The organism is Sphingomonas sp. NPDC019816, assembly GCF_050274375.1.
Lineage (GTDB): Bacteria > Pseudomonadota > Alphaproteobacteria > Sphingomonadales > Sphingomonadaceae > Sphingomonas.
The window spans coordinates 1-16,573 of the sequence record NZ_JBNNOB010000080.1 but is presented as its reverse complement, the minus strand read 5'-3'; the positions used below and the strand labels follow the sequence as shown (position 1 = coordinate 16,573).

Below are 16,573 nucleotides of genomic sequence, written 5' to 3'. Positions count from 1 at the left end.
GCCCTTGTCCTTCCAGCCGTTCAGGCTGAGCGAAGTCGAAGCCCACGCCCGAACATTCACCACATAACCGGTTCAATTCCCGCCGAATCCCGTTTCGCTGCCCCCGAAAACCCAAAAGAGGGACAAGCATGATCGACCGGCGGCATTTCCTGGGAAGCACGGCGGCGCTCGCCGTGGCGACGGGCAGCGAAGGCGCGATCGCCCAGACCACCCCCTCTACCCGCCTGACCGCCCTGTTCGACACGCTGGTCCAGGAACAGCTGCGCCGAAGCCCGGAAGGTGCGACCAGCCTCGGCCTCGACACGGGCGTCAATGCCGATCTGCGCAGCAAACTCTCCGACCAGTCGCCAGCGGGGGTCGCGGCGGCGAAGGCGGCGACCAAGGCCGACCTGACCCGGCTCCAGGCGATCGACCCCGCCACCCTGTCGCCCGAGGAGCGGATCGATCTGGAGTCGATCCTCTACACCCGCCGCTCGGCGCAAGCGGTGCAGGCGTTCGATTTCGGCGGCTATTCCTATGGCCCCAGCCCCTATGTCGTGTCGCAGCTGTCGGGTGCCTATCAGTCGGTGCCCGACTTCCTCGACACCAAGCATAAGATCACCAGCGCGGGCGATGCCGACGCCTATCTGATGCGGCTGCGCGCCTTTGCGCGACAGATGGACGCGCAGACCGAGCGGATGCGGCATGACGCCGGGCAGGGCGTGGTGCCGCCCGATTTCATCCTCGACCTGACCATCGAACAGATGGGCAAGACCCGTCAGCCCGCCGCCGAAGCGCTCGTCGTCCAGTCGCTCGCCCGCCGCGCCGCCGAGAAGGGGCTGGGCGATCGCTATGGCCGGCAGGCGGCGAAAATCTACGACGCGGAAGTGCTGCCCGCGCTCGACCGGCAGCTGACCTATGCGAAGCAACTGCGGACGAAGGCGACGCATGACGCCGGCGTCTGGAAGCTGCGAGAAGGCGCGGCCTATTATCCGGCGGCGCTCAAGGCCAATACGACGACCAGTTTCTCGCCCGACGAGGTACATCGCTTCGGCCGCGATCAGGCGGCGATGCTGTCCGCGCGGCTCGACGCACTGTTGAAGAAGCAGGGCTATACCAGGGGCACGGTGGGTGAGCGCATGGCCGCGCTCTACAAAAACCCCGACCAGCTCTACCCCAATACCGACGAGGGCAAGCACGCCGCCATCGCCTATTGCAACGAACGGCTCGATGCGATCCGCACCCGCCTGCCGCAGGTGTTCGAGCGTATTCCGCCTTACGGCTTCGAGGTGCGCCGCGTGCCGCCGCAGACCGAGGCGGGGGCGGCGGCGGCGTTCGCCCAGGCCCCCGCGATCGACGGCTCGCGCCCCGGCCTGGTCTATTTCAACCTGAAGGACAGTGCCGACTGGCCCAAATTCTGCCTGGCGACGACCGTCTATCACGAGGGGCTGCCGGGCCATCAGATGGAGAGCGGCCTCGCGCTGTCGAACACCCGCCTGCCGCTGATCCGCAAGATCAACGGCTTTTCGGGCTATGGCGAGGGCTGGGCGCTCTATGCCGAGCAACTGGCGGACGAGATCGGCATGTATGACGACGATCCGCTGGGGCAGCTGGGATATTTGAAATTCCTGCTGTTCCGCGCCAATCGCTGCGTCGTCGATACCGGGCTGCACCATCTGCGCTGGACCCGCGAACAGGCGATCCGCCACTTCATCGAGGCCGAGGGCGAGGCGGAGGGCTTCGCCACCCGCGAGGTCGAGCGCTACTGCGTAAACCCCGGCCAGGCGGCGAGCTACAAGCTGGGCCATTCGGTGTTCGTCGACATTCGCGACCTGGCAAAGAAACAAAAGGGTGAGCGCTTCGACCTGAAGGCGTTCCATACCGCCGTGCTGCGCCACGGCCGGGTGCCGCTCGACGTGCTCCGCCGGATCGGGGAGGAATGGGCGGCGGCTTGACCTGAATCGGCATCGCGGTGATCTTCCTGTCGGGAGAACATCGCAATGCAGGGCAGCTATCGGCTCCGGCAGGATAAGGGGCAACGGCGGACAGCCGCTGTCGCCACGGGGGCGGTTCATATCGCTCTATTGGCTGTATTGCTCTGGGGCCGCGGCCGCATTCCACACGCGAACCGGAACGGCCGACCTTGACGCTGTTCGATGTGCCCCGTCCGCCCGACCCACCGCCGGTGCCTGTCACCCCGCCGCCGATCGCCCCCGCGCCCGTCAAGCGCGAGAGCCTGGTGCTTCGCGCGACGGCCGGCGGCGGTTCCCCCCGCCGGGCGCCGGCACCGGTCGCCGAACAGGCCGCGCCCGCCGCATCGACACCGGCGCGTTTCGATCCGGTCGACCGCCCCGCCCCGCCCCGGCGGCGGATATCAGTGCGGAACTGCCTCTGCGGATCGGCGTGGCGGCGTCCGATGGCCGAGGCGCGGGAATCGCCAGCGGACGCGGCACAGGCGGGGAGGGGCGCGGCACCGGCAATGGATGCGGCGATGGCGATGGACCGGGTGAGGGGCGGCTACGCTTCGCGCTCGCCGAATGGATCGAAAAGCCGCCCCAGGGCCTGATCGACGAGGCTTTTCCCAAGATGGCGCTTCAGGGCGGCGTCAGCGGCGTGGCGGTGCTGCTCTGCGTCGTGCCCAAACCCGGCCGCCCCAAAAGCTGTTCGATCGCGGCAGAGCGGCCCAAGGGGCGGGGCTTCGGCCCGGCGGCTTTGGGACTGTATCCCAATTTCCGCATACGCCCGGTGATGAAGGGGGATCAGGTCGTCCAAGCCGAGGTGCTGGTCCCGGTGACCTTCACCGTCCACAAATAGGCGTCAGCGCACCACCCACGTGATATGCCCCATCTTACGCCCCGGCCGAGACTCGGCCTTGCCGTACAAGTGCAGGTGCGCGCCCTTTTCGCTGAGCGCGCCTTCCCAGGCGTCGTCGCCGATCAGGTTTTCCATCTGTACATTTGCGCCGGCCAGCGCCGTATCGCCCAGCGGCAGGCCGCAGATCGCGCGGATGTGGTTTTCAAATTGCGAGGTTTCGGCGCCCTCGATCGTCCAGTGGCCCGAATTGTGGACGCGCGGTGCCATCTCGTTGAAGACCGGGCCGTTCTCGGTCGCGAAGAATTCGCAGGCGAGCACGCCGACATAGCCCAGTTCCTCGGCGATGCGGATGGCGAGCGCGGTCGCCTCTTCGGCCTGGGCGGCGATCTCGGGTGGCGCGGGCAGCGTCGAGGTGCGCAGGATCGCGTCGCGGTGGACATTGTGCGGCGGGTCGTAGCGGACCGTCTTGCCGTCTTCCCCACGCGCGATCAGGATCGAGAATTCGTGGCTGAAGTGAATGAAGCCCTCCAGCACCGCCGGGCCCCCGATCGCCTCGAACGCGGCGGGCGCGTCGGCGATGTAGCGGATCAGCACCTGGCCCTTGCCGTCATAGCCGAAGCGCGTGGTCTTCAGGATGGCGGGGCAGCCGATCCGCTCCAGCGCGGCGGTCAGGTCGGCGGCGCAGTTCACCTCGGCCCAGGGGGCGGGGCGGCCACCGACCTTCTCGACGAAGCTCTTCTCGGCGATCCGGTCCTGTGCGACGCGAAGGGCAGCGGGCGACGGGTGGACGGGCAGCCGCTCCGCCAGCCATTCGACCGGGGTTACGTCGACATTCTCGAACTCATAGGTCACGACGTCGCAGGCGGCGACGAAATCGGCCAGCACCACCTTGTTGTGATAGTCGGCGCGGGTCAGCGAGGACGCGGTCTGCGCGGCCACGCTCTCTTCATCGGGGGCCAGCACATGGGTGCGATAGCCGAGCTGCGCGGCGGCCACCGCCAGCATCCGGCCCAGCTGGCCGCCCCCCAGAATCCCGATCGTCGCGCCCGGCTTCAACATGTGGCTTACCCTTGCGGATCGTTGGCGACGCTGTCGGTCTGGCGCTGGCGCCAATCCTTCAGCCGCTCGGCGAGGCGCTCGTCGGACAGCGACAGGATCGAGGCGGCGAGAAGCCCCGCATTGATCGCCCCCGCCTTGCCGATGGCGAGCGTGCCCACGGGGATGCCGCCCGGCATCTGGACGATCGAGAGCAGGCTATCCATGCCCTTCAGCGCCTTGGATTCGACCGGCACGCCCAGCACCGGCAGATGCGTCATCGACGCGGCCATGCCCGGCAGATGTGCAGCACCACCGGCACCCGCGATGATGACCTTGATCCCGCGATCGGCGGCGGTGGTCGCATAATCGTACAGCCGCTGCGGCGTGCGGTGCGCGGAGACGACGCGGGTTTCGTGCGCTACGCCCAGTGCCTCCAGCGTCTCGGCGGCGTGCCGCATGGTTTCCCAGTCCGACGTGGACCCCATGATGATTCCGACCGAAACCATATCCGCTGTTCCGCCTTGCCCCTATGGCCCCGGTGCCGGGGGAAGCGGGCTGACTAGCGGGACGAGGCGAGGGGAGCAAGTTTCCGTATGCGTTCGGGCATATTTGCGGGGATTTTGGCCGGGTGCGGAGCGTGGGCTTCGACTGCGCTCAGCCTGAACGGCTGTTGGTAAACCAAAGGTCCGTTCAGCCTGAGCGAAGTCGAAGGCCAAGGGACGAGGCCTGCCCCACAGGGCAAAACCAGGCGTGGTCGTTCGCCCGACCACCCCCGCGTCGCTTACCGCTCCGACAGGTAATAGCGATCGGTCGGCGTCAGGTCGTCGGCCAGTTCGTAAACGATCGGCTGACCGGTCGGGATTTCGAGACCCGTGATCTCGTCGTCGGGGATGTTCGACAGATGCTTGACCAGCGCGCGCAGCGAGTTGCCGTGCGCCGAGATCAGCACGCGATTGCCGTCACGCAGCGCGGGCGCGATGCGTTCGTCCCAATAGGGCAGGACGCGCGCTATCGTGTCCTTCAGGCTCTCGGTCGCCGGCACGTCGATGCCCGCATAGCGGCGGTCGCCCGAGACGTCGAACTCGCCGCCCGCATCCGCTGGGGGCGGGGGCACGTCGAAGCTGCGGCGCCAGATCTTGACCTGCTCGTCGCCATGCTTGGCTGCCGTCTCCGCCTTGTCGAGACCGGTCAGTCCGCCATAATGGCGCTCGTTCAGCCGCCAGTGCTTCTCGGTCGGCAACCAGAGTCGGCCCATCGTCTCCAGCGCCAGGTTCAGCGTCTTGATCGCGCGGGTCTGAAGGCTGGTGAAGGTCAGGTCGAAGTCCAGGCCCTTCTCGGCCATCATCGCGCCCGCCGCCCGGGCCTCGGCCGCGCCCTGCGCGGTGACATCGACGTCCCACCAGCCGGTGAAGCGGTTCTCCAGATTCCAGGCGGACTGGCCGTGGCGGATCAGGACGAGCTGAGGCATGGAAACTCCTTCAAGGTGATGGCGCCCGCATAGAGAGGCGGGCCGGCGGGGTCGAGGTCAGCCGCGAAATCGGCTTTGCGTCGAGGCGGGATTGGCCTTCAGCACGCGGCCCATGCGCGTCGGCCGGTCGAGCAGTTCGCCGCCGCAATCGGGGCAGGTCTCGTCCAGTTCGTCGGCGCACTCGGCGCAATAGGTCGTCTCCAGCGAGCAGATGAACGCGCCGCCCTGGGACGGCGGCAGGTCCGCGCCGCAGCGTTCGCAATCGGGGCGCATCTCCAGCATCAGGCGGCCACCTCGCGCACCACGTCGCAGATGCGATCGACCAGCGTCTCGACCTGACGCTGGTCCTCGCCCTCGGCCATCACGCGGATGACGGGTTCGGTGCCCGATGGGCGGATGACCAGGCGACCGCGCCCGGCCAGTTCGGCCTCGGCGGCGGCGATGACGCTCTGTACCTTTTCATGTTCCAGCGGCTTGCCGCCCGCGAAGCGGACATTCTTGAGCAGCTGGGGCAGCGGATCGAAGCGGTGCAGCACTTCGCTGGCGGGTGCGCCGGCGCGCTTCAGCTCGGCCAGCACCTGGAGCGCGGCGACCAGACCGTCGCCGGTGCGGGCATAGTCGGACAGGATGATATGCCCCGACTGCTCGCCGCCGACATTGTAACCGCGCGTCCGCATCGCCTCCAGCACATGGCGGTCGCCGACCTTGGTGCGGACGAGGCCCAACCCTTGCGCGGCCAGATGCCGCTCCAGCCCCAGATTGGACATGACGGTGGCGACCAGACCACCCCCGGCCAGCCGGCCCTCGCGCGCATAGCTGGTGGCTATGGTCGCCATCAGCTGGTCGCCATCGACGACCATGCCCTTTTCGTCGACGATGATCAGCCGGTCGGCGTCACCGTCCAGCGCGATGCCGATGTCCGCACCACTCGCCACGACGGTCTCGGCCAGCGTCTGCGGCGCGGTCGAGCCGACGCCGTCATTGATGTTGGTGCCATTGGGCGTCACGCCGATTGCGACCACGTCGGCACCCAGCTCCCACAAGGCGGCGGGCGCGACCTTGTACGCCGCACCATTGGCGCAGTCGATCACGACGCGCAGACCGTCGAGGCGCAGCGATTGTGGAAAGGTCGACTTGGCGAAGTGGATATAGCGGCCGGCGGCGTCCTCGACCCGGCGCGCGCGGCCGATTTTCCCCGAGGAAACCAGCGGCACCTTCTCCTCGATCAGCGTCTCGATCGATTCCTCGGCCTCGTCGGACAGCTTGTAGCCATCGGGACCGAACAGCTTGATGCCGTTATCGGCGAAGGGATTGTGGCTGGCCGAGATCATCACGCCGATATCGGCGCGCATCGAATGGGTCAGCATCGCGACCGCCGGCGTGGGCAACGGACCGACCATCACCACGTCCATGCCGACGCTGGTAAAGCCCGCGACCAGCGCGGATTCGAGCATATAGCCCGACAGGCGGGTGTCCTTGCCGATCACCACGCGGTGGCGGTGATCGCCGCGCAGGAAATAAGCCCCGGCGGCCATGCCGACCTTCATCGCCATCTCGGCGGTCATCACCGCCCCGTTGGTCGCGCCGCGAATGCCATCGGTGCCGAAATATTTTCTTGCCATACAGCCGGGTCCCTGCCGGATTAGGAGCGAGGCGCCATACACGCCCCTGGATGGTTACGTCCTTAGCGCGGGGTGGCGCAAAGCTCAAAGAACCGAACCGTCCCAAAACAATATGCCCGAACCCAAGGTGAGATTGTCATGTCGCGTGCCACGCTGATCCTCCTGAGCCTTGCCGCGGGGCTGATCGCCGGAGTTGCGGTCGCGAGCTTCGCGCCCGGCGGGGCCGGGGCTGTCGTCGCGGTGGCGCGGCCGATCGGCACGCTGTGGCTCAACGGGTTGCAGATGACGGTCATCCCGCTGGTCGTCACGCTGCTGATCACCGGGGTCGCGGCGACCGCGCAGGCGGCGCAGGCCGGGCGGATCGCGGGGCGGGCGATCGCGACCTTCCTGTCGCTCGACGCGCTGACCGCCAGCATGGCCGCGATCGTCACGCCGATCCTGTTGAGCCTCGCCCCCATGCCGCGCGCGGCGGGCCAGGCGCTGCGCGCCGCGCTGGGCCATGCCGAGCCGGTCGCGCCGTCGCCGCCGATCGCCGAGTTCGTCACCAATATCGTGCCGACCAACATCTTCGCGGCGGCGACCAACAATGCGTTGTTGTCGCTGATCCTGTTCACCCTGGCCTTCGCCTTCGCCATCACCCGGATCGAGGGAGAAGCGCGCGACCTGCTGCTGCGTGTGTTCACCGCGATCCGCGACGCGATGCTGGTCCTGATCGGCTGGGTATTGTGGCTGGCGCCGCTTGGGGTGTTCGCGCTGGCGCTGGTCGTGGGTGCGAGTGCGGGCGGCGCGGCCTTCGGGGCGCTGGCGCATTATATCGCGATCATCGCCAGCGTCGGCGTCGTCGTGATGCTGATGGCGTATGGCGTGGCGGCGATGCTGGGGCGGACCGCGCCCGCCCGCTTCGCCCGCGCGCTGGCCCCGGCCCAGGCGGTCGCCATCTCGACGCAAAGCTCGCTCGCCAGCCTGCCGGCGATGATCGAGGGCACCCGGGCCTTGCGCATCGCGCCGGAGACCGCCGGGTTGGTCCTGCCCATGGCGGTGGCGATGTTCCGCGCGACCCAGCCGGCGATGAACGTCGCGGTCTCGCTCTACATCGCGCACTGGTTCGGGATCGCGCCCGACCTGACCTCGGTCGCGGCCGCCGTGGTGGTGGCGATCCTGGTGTCGCTGGGCTCGGCGAGCCTGCCGTCGCAGATCACCTTCTTCGCCTCGATCGCGCCGGTCTGCGTCGCGCTGGGGGTGCCCGCCGCGCCTTTAGGGCTGCTGATCGCGGTGGAGACGATTCCCGACATTTTCCGAACCCTGGGCAATGTCAGCATGGACCTTGCCGCCACCGCGACCGTTTCGCGGTGGAGCGGCACAACCGGCAAGGACGTCCCATGAAATATCGCACATTAGGCCCCGAATTCGAGGTTTCCGCGCTGGGCCTCGGTTGCATGCCGATGGCCGGTATCGGCCGGAACATGTATGGCGAGGCGAGCGAGGCGGAGAGCATTGCCACCATCCACCGCGCGATCGAGCTGGGCGTGACCCTGTTCGACACCGCCGAAATCTATGGTCCGCTGGTCAATGAGGAACTGGTCGGGCGCGCCATTCGCGGCAAGCGCGATGCGGTGGTCATCGCGACCAAGTTCGGCTTTCGCTATGACGAGAACGGCATGACCGGCGTGGATTCGACCCCCGCCAATGTCCAGCGGTCATGCGAAGGCTCGCTCAAGCGGCTGGGGGTCGAGACGATCGACCTGTTCTATCAGCACCGCGTCGACCCCCATGTCCCCATCGAGGAGACGGTCGGCGCGATGGGCCGCCTGGTCGAGCAGGGCAAGGTGCGTCGACTGGGCCTGTCCGAGGCGAGCGCCGAGACGATCCGCCGCGCCGCCGCCGCCCACCCGATCGCGGCGGTCCAGTCCGAATATTCGCTGTGGGAACGCGATGTCGAGGCCGACATCCTGCCGGTGGTGCGCGAACTGGGCATCGGCTTCGTGCCGTACAGCCCGCTGGGACGCGGGTTCCTGACCGGGCAGATCACGAAGCGCGAGGATTTGCCCGAGGGCGATTACCGCCGCAACGACCCGCGCTACTCGGAAGAGAATTTCGACCGCAATATGAAGGTGGTCGAGGCGGTGAGGCAGATCGCCGCCGCGCATGACGCGAGTGCCGCGCAGGTGGCGCTGGCATGGTTGCTGGCGCAAGGCGACGACATCGTGCCGATCCCCGGCTCCAAGCGGCGCGCAACGCTGGAGGATTCGATGAAAGCGGCGGATTTGACGCTGTCGGCGGAAGAACTGGCCCGGCTCGACGAAGCCTCGCCGCGTGGTGGTACGGCGGGTCCGCGTTATGGCGAGCGGGCGATGGCGATGACGCGGCTCTGAGCCAGGCGTCCCCAACTCCGTTCAGGCTGAGCGAAGTCGAAGCCCACGCACCGGACTTTCGGCGTGACTTTGCACGGATTGGATCCGATCTCGCGAAGCCGCGAAGACGCGAAGATTTTTGTTCGCGCGGAGGCGGAGGCGCAGAGAGGTTCGGATGCGCTTCGGCGCACCCGCGCAATTCAGCGTTCCGCTTTGCCGCACCGTGTTTGTGTTAGGCCAGCCTGACGGCTGGATACGCCCCCTCCGCGTCTCCGCGCGAAACACCCTATCTCCGTTCGCACTGAGCGAAGTCGAAGTGCACGGGATGCCACTCACGGAAAGTCCGGTGCGTGGGCTTCGACTTCGCTCAGCCTGGACGGGTGATGGCAGGGCGGTCGGGACATCCCGACCGCCCAGAGCCCATCAATGCGGCTTCTGCTCCATGCGCGTATCGACCCCCGCCGCCGCCGGTTCGGCCAGCTCCTTGTCGCCCGCCAACGCGGCTTCGGCCTTCAGCAGGTCGAGGTGCATCAGCTTGGCCACCAACGGCGAGATGACCAGCACCACCGCCCCGATGCCGATCGAATACCAGCCGATCCGGCTATAGACCGCCAGCACCGTGTCCGGCCCGGCACCCTCGCCACCGGTCGCCTGCGCGATCAGGCCGGCGATGAAGTTGCCGCCCGCCGTCGCCAGGAACCAAGTGCCCATCATCAGCCCGGTCATGCTGGGCAGCGACAGTCGCGTCATCGCGGCCAGCCCGACCGGCGAGAAGCACAGCTCGGCCATGGTGTGGATCAGATAGACCAGGATCACGAAGATCACGGGCGTCGGCGCACCGGCATAGGCCGCCGCACCCGCCACCAGCACCAGGAAGCCCGCGCCCACGCCGACCAGGCCGATGCCGAACTTGAACGGTGCGCTCGGCTCCAGCCCGCGCTTGCCCAGGATGGTCCACAGCGCGGCGAAGGCGGGCGCCAGCAGGATGATGAAGATCGAGTTGACCGACTGGAAGGCTGAGGCCGGGATGGTCCAGCCCATCAGCGTCCGGTCGACCGAGCGATCGGTATAGACGTTGAGCGACGAACCCGCCTGCTCGAACAACGCCCAGAAGAGCGGGCACAGCGCGATCAGGAACAGCGCGGCGAAGATGCGGTCGCGGTCGACCTTGGGCAGGGTGAACACCGCGCGCCACAGGACGAAGGCGACGGTCGCGGCCGCGAACACGACCAGCAGCGTGCCGACCGCATCCTGATGCTGGATCAGCTGCCAGGTGATCAGGGTGGCGGCGATCGCACCCAGATAGATCAGCCATTCGCGCGACAGACCGGCGACGACCGGCGCGCGCAGCACGGGCAGCGACGGTGCCTCGCCCGCGCCGTGCAGCTCGCGCTTCAGCGCGATGAAGGCGATCAGGCCAAGGATCATGCCGACGCCCGCCGCGCCGAAGCCATAGGCCCAGCCTACCGTCTCGCCCAGCACGCCGCACACGATCGGCCCCAGCGCACCGCCGGCATTGATGCCCATGTAGAAGATCGAGAAGGCGGGATCGCGGCGCATGTCGTCACGCCCATAAAGCTGTCCCACCAGCACCGAGATATTGGCCTTCAGGAAGCCGGTGCCGATCACGATCGAGGCGAGCGCGAGGTAGAAGCCCTCCAGATAGGCCCCCGTCGCGCCCTGCGGCCCCTCCATCACCGCGATCAGGATATGGCCGAAGGCGATGAACAATCCGCCCGCCAGCACCGCGCGCCTGGCCCCCAGATAACGGTCGGCCAGATAACCGCCGATGACGGGCGTGACGTACACCAGCGAGGTATAGGCGGCATAGATGCCGAAGGCCGGTTCGTCGGAGAACAGGAAATGCTTGGTCAGGTAGAAGACCAGAATGGCGCGCATTCCGTAATAGGAAAAACGCTCCCACATCTCGGTAAAGAACAACAGGAACAGGCCCCGGGGATGGCCCAAAACCGTCTTGCCGCGCGCGGCGGCCTCATACGCAGTCGCCATGCCGGCGTTCACTCCATCGGGATCGCCCCCGGCGCGCCAGGGGCACGCGGAAGGGGCGTAATGGTTCGGTAACCTAACGCCAAAGCCGCGACTGTAAATATCATGCGCGAAGACGTAAGGATCGATCGCATGAGTGACATGGCCTTCAACGACCGTTCGACCCCGCTGACGCTGCTGGAAACCCGCCGTTCGGGCAAGCCGCGCGACCTGATCGCGCCCGGCCCCGATGCCGATCAGCTGGACCGGATCCTGCGCATCGCGGCGCGCACCCCCGATCATGGCAAGCTGGCCCCCTGGCGCTTCGTGATCGTGGCCGACGATGCCCGCGCCAAGCTGGCCGAAGTGATCACCACCGCCTACCGGGCCGAACGGCCGCAGGCGAGCGCGACCGAGATCGCCGCGCTGGAACAGTTCGCGCATCAGGCGCCCAGCCTGGTCGTCGTGCTGTCCGCACCCCGCACGGGCAGCCATATTCCGTTGTGGGAACAGGAATTGTCGGCCGGCGCGGCGTGCATGAACCTGCTCCACGCCGCGCATGCCATGGGGTTCGCCGGGGGCTGGCTGACCGGCTGGCCCAGCTTTTCCGATGCGGTGCGCGATGCCTTCGGTCAGGCGCCCGAGCGGATCGCGGGGTTTATGTTCCTGGGCACCCCCGGCCGCCCGCTCGACGAGCGACCGCGGCCCGACATGGCCGCCATCGTGTCGCACTGGACCGGTCCGGCGGCGTGATCCGAGCCTTACCGCCTGCAAACGTTATCGTTTCTCCGCTCGACTTTGCCGGTCCGTTGCTGTATTAAGCTGGCATGACAGCTCTTAGCGGTGACGACAGCCCGGTTTACATCCGCCTGCGCGGGACGATCGCGGCGGGTATCCTCAACGGCACCTACCGGGCGGGCGACCAGCTTCCCTCGGTTCGTGCGCTGGCGGCGGAGCAGGGGGCCAACCCGCTGACGGTCGCGAAAGCCTATCAGAGCTTTCAGGACGACGGCTATGTCGAGGTGCGGCGCGGGGTCGGCATGTTCGTGATGCCCGGTGCCGCAGACCGGCTGCGCTCCGCCGAGCGTGAGACCTTCCTGCGCGTGCAATGGCCGCGCATCCGCGATCACATCACGCTGCTGGACCTCGACGTCGCCGATCTGCTGAACGCCGAGCGGGTCTGACCGCCGGGCGGCGGACCCGGCTCAACAGGCCCGTCACCGCGACCCAGGTCGCCAGCACCCCGGTCAGCGCGGCGAGCGGAATCCAGATCCAGGGCATGGATTGCCCTTCGTGCAGCCGCCCGATCCAGGACAGCGCGACCGGCACGGCCAGCGCCGGGGCGGAGACCGCGCCGGCGGTATCGTCGGCGACCTTGACCGTTCCGTAGACCGAATCGTCGAAGTGCAGCGTCCAGTCGGGCGAGCGTTCGGTCGGCCATTCGACCGCGATCAGCCGCCCCTGCGACCAGTGACGCGCGCTGGCGACGACATGCCGGACCGACAGGGCGGGGCGGGGAACGGGTGGCGTCGACAGGGCGACGGCGTGTCCCGGCGACACGGCGAGCACGATGCCGGACGCCGTCATCGCCAGTACCGGGATGGCGGACCATAGTCCGATGCGGGCGTGCCATGAAGCTTTGGCCACATCTTTTCGCGGCGGACCTTTGGCGGCGGGCTTCGTACGCTGGCGGAAGAGATGTGCCCATAGCCCGGTCAGGCCGGCGAGCAGCGCCCCCATGCCCCCGATCGCGACGATCCAGCGACCGACGCCCGACAGGAACAGTCCGCCATGCAGCCAGCGCATCGTACCCGTCACCCCGCCATCGGCCCAGCCGCTGGCCAGCACCTGCGCGGTCGGCGGATCGAGGAACAGCTGACGCCGCGCGCGGTCGCTCACCCGGTCGAGCGTGACGATGACCGGCGACGACCCCCCTTCCATCGACAGCGCCGCGATCCGCTCGCCGGGGCGCAGGCGGCGATACGCCGTATCGGCATAGGCACCGGCGTCGAGCCGCGTCTCGCCGCTGATCCGATAGCGGGCGGGGGCGGCGATCCGCTCGATCAGCGGCGTAGCGGCCAGCAGCGTTCCCGACAGCGCCAGCGCGATGGCGAGCAGCCCGATCGCCAGCCCCAGCCAGCGATGAACCCGCACTCCTGCGTCACGAAGGGAAAATCCGGCCACATGACCCCCGAATTGGATGGCGCGCCCTGCCGGACCCGACGGGCGGCGTCAATTGCGGGCCGGCCTGTCCGCGCTCATCCCCAACCACCGTTCGGGCTGAGGGGGGCGAAGTCGGCGCGGATCGTTTGCCCGGATGGGGAAGGGGGACTGTGTGGTTGAGGGCGTCCTGTGGCCTTCGACTTCGCTCAGGCGGAACGGGGGATTGGATTGTGCGGAGAAGTCGAGAGGGGGCGTGACCGGTGGCTCGATCCGAAAAGGCGCACCCTTATCGCCAATCCCTCCCCTCCGTTCAGGCTGAGCGAAGTTGAAGCCCACGCCGATCACTTTCCGCAGGGGGCGAAAGGCCCCGTGTGAGGAGGTTGTGCCGTGGCCTTCAACTTCGCTCAGGCAGAACGGAGGATTGGTTCGCGCGGAGACGCGGAGGCGCGGAGAGGGCTTATGATCGGTGGTGCCACCCGAGTAGGTACACCCTGATCCACCAATTCCCTCCTCCGTTCAGGCTGAGCGAAGTCGAAGCCCAAGCCGATCGCTTGCCCGAAGGACGAGGTTCATCCCTTGGCCTTCGACTATGCTCAGGCTGAACGGCGGCTGGGGTGATTTGGTTGGCGCAGAGACGAGGATGGCGGTGAGGCCAGTGAATCTCCTCTCGGCGCCCTCCGCGCCTCTGCGCGAACCTTATTACCGCCGCAGGAACAGCCACGACCGGATCGCACTCGCCAGGTTCGGCGGATCGTCCGCCACGATCCGCAGCGCGTCGATCTCCGCCACCAGCGCCGACAGCGGCAGGTGATGCGCCGCCGCCGCCGCCTCCAGCGCGGTCCAGAAGACCGGCTCCAGGCTGATCGAGGTCTGGTGCCCGGCGATGGTGATCGAGCGCTTGACCGGGCCGACGAACCCTTCCGCCGGGGCCGCGATCCGGCTCATTCGGTGTCGAACAGGGCGGCCAGCTGCTCGATGATCGTGCCGCCCAGCTGTTCGGCGTCCATGATCGTCACCGCGCGCGCATAATAGCGGGTCACGTCATGGCCGATGCCGATCGCGATCAGCTCGACCGGGCTCTTGCTCTCGATCCAGCCGATGACCTGGCGCAGGTGCCGTTCCAGATAGCTGCCGGAATTGACCGACAGGGTCGAGTCGTCGACCGGCGCGCCGTCGGAGATGACCATCAGGATGCGCCGCTCCTCGGGCCGCGCGATCAACCGGCTGTGCGCCCACATCAGCGCCTCGCCGTCGATATTCTCCTTGAGCAGCCCTTCGCGCATCATCAGGCCGAGATTGTTGCGCGCGCGCCGCCACGGCTCGTCGGCCTGCTTGTAGACGATGTGGCGGATGTCGTTCAGCCGCCCCGGCTGCGGCGGGCGTCCGGCCGCCAGCCAGGTTTCGCGACTCTGCCCGCCCTTCCAGGCGCGGGTGGTGAAGCCCAGGATCTCGGTCTTCACCCCGCACCGCTCCAGCGTGCGCGCGAGGATGTCGGCGGAGATGGCGGCGATGCCGATCGGCCGCCCGCGCATCGACCCCGAATTGTCGATCAGGAGCGTGACGACGGTATCGCGGAAATCGGTATCGCGTTCGATCTTGTAGGACAGCGACTGGCCGGGATTGACGACGACGCGGGAGAGACGCGCGGCATCGAGGATGCCCTCTTCCTGATCGAAATCCCACGACCGCGACTGCTGCGCCATCAACCGGCGTTGCAGCCGGTTGGCGAGCTTCGACACCGCCGATTGCAGATGTGCCAGCTGCTGGTCGAGATAACCACGAAGCCGCGCCAGTTCGTCGGCGTCGCACAGCTCACCGGCGGCGATCACCTCGTCATATTGGGTGGTCCAGGGCTTATAGTCGAATTGCGATGCCAGATCGGTCAGCGGGCGGTTGGGGCGGGTCGGCTGGCTACCCTCGTCGCCGTCTTCGCCGGGTTCGCCGTCGAGATCGTCGAGCGAGTCCTGGCTCTGCTCCTGCGACTCGCCGTCCTCGCTGTCGGCGTCACGCTTCTCGGCACGCGCCTCGACCTCGCCTTCGCCCTGGCCCTGCTCGTCGTTATCCTCTTCGCTCTCGTCCTGCTGCTGCTCGTCCTCGCCCTCTTCGTCATTGCCGCCCTCATCGGCCTGATCGGGTTCAGCGGGCGGCTCGGCGAGTTCGAGGTCGGCGAGCATCTTGGCGGTCAGCGACTGGAACGCCTTCTGATCGTTCATCGCGCCCGCCAGCGCATCGAGGTCGGTCGCCCCCTCTAGCCAGTCGCGGACCAGCGCCAGCGCGGGCGCGGTTTCGGCAGGCGAAGGCCGACCCGTCATCCGCTCGCGCAGCAGCAGCCCGAGCGCGGTCGACAACGGCACCTCGTCGCGATTGCGCGCCCGCGTCATCGGGTCGGAGCGCAACCGCACGTCCAGCGCATGGGCGAGGTTGTCGCCGATCCCGGCATAGCCGCGCGCGCCCAGCGCCTCGATCCGTGCCGTCTCGACCGCGTCATAGACCGCGCGCGCCACTGCCTCGACCGGCGCAGCCTTGGCGTGCAGCGCGGTGTCGTGCAGCTTCAGCCGCAGCGCGAAGGCATCGGCAAAGCCGCGCGCCTCCGCCACCTGCTCGGGCGGCAGCGTGCGCCCCGGCATGGGCACGCGGATATGCTTGCCCGATGCGGTCGGCGCGTCGGCGGTGTAGGCGAGCTCGACCTCCGGCTCCTGCGCGATCGTGCGCGCCGTGCCGCCGAGGACCGCCTTGAACCGGTCGAGAGGGGTTTCGTTCGCCACGGGGATCAGGCCCGGCCGACGACGCTTTCGGGCAGGTCCTTGCCGAAGACGCGCTGATAATATTCCGCCACCAGCGCGCGTTCGTTCTCGTCGCACTTGTTGAGGAACGACAGGCGGAAGGCGAAGCCCGGATCACCGAAGATCAGCGTATTCTGCGCCCAGGTGATGACCGTGCGCGGGCTCATCACGGTCGAGATGTCGCCGTTGACGAAGCCCTTGCGGGTCATGTCGGCGACGCGGACCATGTTCTCGACCAGCTGCTTGCCATCGGGCTTGTCATATTCGCCCGACTTGGCGAGCACGATCTGCGCCTCGGTGGCGGCGGGCAGATAGTTTTTTTTTTTTTTTTTTTTTTTTTTTTTTTTTTTTTTTTTTTTTTTTTTTGTT

15 protein-coding genes and 1 pseudogene are annotated in these 16,573 nt (G+C 67.6%); 6 read left to right on the top strand and 10 right to left on the bottom strand.

What is annotated here, in order from left to right:
* Nucleotides 1–128 precede the first annotated feature (128 nt).
* Both ACQKJZ_RS12305 and ACQKJZ_RS12300 read left to right on the top strand, forming a co-directional pair.
* Entirely contained in the window at nucleotides 129–1,934 is a 1,806-nt protein-coding gene (locus ACQKJZ_RS12305) for a DUF885 domain-containing protein (protein WP_427731339.1), read from the top strand.
* Nucleotides 1,935–2,382: 448 nt separating this feature from the next.
* Nucleotides 2,383–2,793 carry an energy transducer TonB gene (locus ACQKJZ_RS12300; RefSeq protein WP_427731338.1) on the top strand — a complete coding sequence of 137 codons (411 nt, stop codon included), beginning with the start codon at nucleotides 2,383–2,385 and terminating at the stop codon, nucleotides 2,791–2,793.
* Between the two features lie 3 nt (nucleotides 2,794–2,796).
* Here ACQKJZ_RS12300 and ACQKJZ_RS12295 read toward each other — a convergent pair whose 3' ends face one another.
* The 5 genes from ACQKJZ_RS12295 to glmM form a co-directional block, all read right to left on the bottom strand.
* A complete protein-coding gene (locus ACQKJZ_RS12295; protein ID WP_427731337.1) occupies nucleotides 2,797–3,852 on the bottom strand; it encodes a 5-(carboxyamino)imidazole ribonucleotide synthase in 1,056 nt (351 codons plus the stop codon).
* 5 nt (nucleotides 3,853–3,857) lie between these two features.
* Nucleotides 3,858–4,316, bottom strand: a complete 459-nt coding sequence (gene purE / locus ACQKJZ_RS12290) for a 5-(carboxyamino)imidazole ribonucleotide mutase (protein WP_312490696.1) — start codon at nucleotides 4,314–4,316, stop codon at nucleotides 3,858–3,860.
* 296 nt (nucleotides 4,317–4,612) lie between these two features.
* The gene (gene gpmA / locus ACQKJZ_RS12285) at nucleotides 4,613–5,299 is read right to left on the bottom strand and encodes a 2,3-diphosphoglycerate-dependent phosphoglycerate mutase (protein WP_427731336.1); all 687 of its coding nucleotides are present in this window, start codon (nucleotides 5,297–5,299) and stop codon (nucleotides 4,613–4,615) included.
* A 57-nt stretch (nucleotides 5,300–5,356) separates the two neighbouring features.
* Nucleotides 5,357–5,581 (bottom strand): DUF1272 domain-containing protein, encoded by a 225-nt coding sequence (locus ACQKJZ_RS12280; protein ID WP_312490701.1) that lies wholly within the window; start codon nucleotides 5,579–5,581, stop codon nucleotides 5,357–5,359.
* Entirely contained in the window at nucleotides 5,581–6,921 is a 1,341-nt protein-coding gene (gene glmM, locus ACQKJZ_RS12275; protein WP_427731335.1) for a phosphoglucosamine mutase, read from the bottom strand. Before glmM ends, ACQKJZ_RS12280 begins: the two co-directional genes overlap by 1 nt.
* A 138-nt stretch (nucleotides 6,922–7,059) precedes the next feature.
* Here glmM and ACQKJZ_RS12270 point away from each other — a divergent pair, with 138 nt between their 5' ends.
* Both ACQKJZ_RS12270 and ACQKJZ_RS12265 read left to right on the top strand, forming a co-directional pair.
* On the top strand, nucleotides 7,060–8,304 hold the full coding sequence (locus ACQKJZ_RS12270) for a dicarboxylate/amino acid:cation symporter (RefSeq protein WP_427731334.1): 1,245 nt from the start codon (nucleotides 7,060–7,062) through the stop codon (nucleotides 8,302–8,304).
* Nucleotides 8,301–9,293: an aldo/keto reductase gene (locus ACQKJZ_RS12265; RefSeq protein ID WP_427731333.1), complete on the top strand. Its 993-nt coding sequence runs from the start codon at nucleotides 8,301–8,303 to the stop codon at nucleotides 9,291–9,293. Before ACQKJZ_RS12270 ends, ACQKJZ_RS12265 begins: the two co-directional genes overlap by 4 nt.
* A 402-nt stretch (nucleotides 9,294–9,695) precedes the next feature.
* On the opposite strand, the gene ACQKJZ_RS12260 is transcribed toward ACQKJZ_RS12265, so the two are convergent.
* Entirely contained in the window at nucleotides 9,696–11,282 is a 1,587-nt protein-coding gene (locus tag ACQKJZ_RS12260) for a peptide MFS transporter (protein WP_427731332.1), read from the bottom strand.
* A 129-nt stretch (nucleotides 11,283–11,411) separates the two neighbouring features.
* Between ACQKJZ_RS12260 and ACQKJZ_RS12255 the strand changes: the two genes are divergently transcribed.
* Both ACQKJZ_RS12255 and ACQKJZ_RS12250 read left to right on the top strand, forming a co-directional pair.
* Nucleotides 11,412–12,011, top strand: coding sequence for a nitroreductase family protein (locus ACQKJZ_RS12255; protein WP_427731331.1), 600 nt, complete (start codon nucleotides 11,412–11,414; stop codon nucleotides 12,009–12,011).
* 74 nt (nucleotides 12,012–12,085) lie between these two features.
* A complete protein-coding gene (locus ACQKJZ_RS12250) occupies nucleotides 12,086–12,442 on the top strand; it encodes a GntR family transcriptional regulator (protein ID WP_312489275.1) in 357 nt (118 codons plus the stop codon).
* On the opposite strand, the gene ACQKJZ_RS12245 is transcribed toward ACQKJZ_RS12250, so the two are convergent.
* The 4 genes and pseudogenes from ACQKJZ_RS12245 to ACQKJZ_RS12230 all read right to left on the bottom strand — a co-directional run.
* Nucleotides 12,390–13,442 carry a PepSY-associated TM helix domain-containing protein gene (locus tag ACQKJZ_RS12245; RefSeq protein ID WP_427731330.1) on the bottom strand — a complete coding sequence of 351 codons (1,053 nt, stop codon included), beginning with the start codon at nucleotides 13,440–13,442 and terminating at the stop codon, nucleotides 12,390–12,392. The two genes, ACQKJZ_RS12250 and ACQKJZ_RS12245, sit on opposite strands and share 53 nt — an antisense overlap.
* Before the next feature lie 678 nt (nucleotides 13,443–14,120).
* Complete coding sequence (locus ACQKJZ_RS12240) at nucleotides 14,121–14,366, bottom strand: ribbon-helix-helix domain-containing protein (protein ID WP_427731329.1); 246 nt, start codon at nucleotides 14,364–14,366, stop codon at nucleotides 14,121–14,123.
* On the bottom strand, nucleotides 14,363–16,186 hold the full coding sequence (cobT, locus tag ACQKJZ_RS12235) for a cobaltochelatase subunit CobT (protein WP_427731328.1): 1,824 nt from the start codon (nucleotides 16,184–16,186) through the stop codon (nucleotides 14,363–14,365). Before cobT ends, ACQKJZ_RS12240 begins: the two co-directional genes overlap by 4 nt.
* A gap of 5 nt (nucleotides 16,187–16,191) precedes the next feature.
* Nucleotides 16,192–16,573: pseudogene (locus tag ACQKJZ_RS12230) on the bottom strand (hypothetical protein); the annotation flags it as partial.